Raw genomic sequence first — 601 nt, forward strand, 5'->3', positions numbered from 1 at the left:
GGGCCTGCTGCGCGCCATCGAGGCGGTCAAGGATCACGGCGTCGCCATCAGCGAGAGCCACGCCCACGCCAGTGCCGTGCTGGCCCAGCTGGCCGGGCTCGAGAGCGGCGCGCCGGTGACCGTCAGCCGACCCGCCTACCGCGTGCACACCCCCGCCCTGCCTGCCGCCCCCGTGCCGCAGGCGCTCACCGCGACCCCGCCGCCCGCGGCCCCCGCCGTCCCGCTGGTCCACGATGGGCCGCAGGCCGCGCCGGTGCCGTCCGCCGGCCCTCGACCCGTGGCGGAACCGCCGGCCGCGCCCGTCGCGACCGGCAACGGCCACCACGGAGTCCACGCCGCGGCCACTGCCTCGGCCGGCGCCACCGCCCCCGCCGCGCACGACCGTGCTCCCGCGGTCTCCGGCGCGGAGCTGCTGGACGCGCTGCGCGAGGTGGTCGCCGAGAAGACCGGCTACCCGGTGGAGATGGTCGACCCCGCGATGGATCTGGAGGCGGATCTGGGTGTGGATTCGATCAAGCGGGTGCAGGTGATCGGTGCCCTGCAGGAGCGTTTCCCGTCGCTGCCGAATCTCGGTCCCGAGCAGCTGGGTACCCTGCGCACC

1 protein-coding gene is annotated in these 601 nt (G+C 76.4%); it reads left to right on the plus strand.

Annotation, left to right across the window (positions count from 1 at the left end; translation table 11 throughout):
* Window positions 1–601 (plus strand): phosphopantetheine-binding protein (locus ON36_RS28435; protein WP_043660070.1); only part of this gene is annotated, 601 nt, incomplete at both ends.

The organism is Nocardia thailandica NBRC 100428, from assembly GCF_000308795.1.
Taxonomy (GTDB): domain Bacteria; phylum Actinomycetota; class Actinomycetes; order Mycobacteriales; family Mycobacteriaceae; genus Nocardia; species Nocardia thailandica.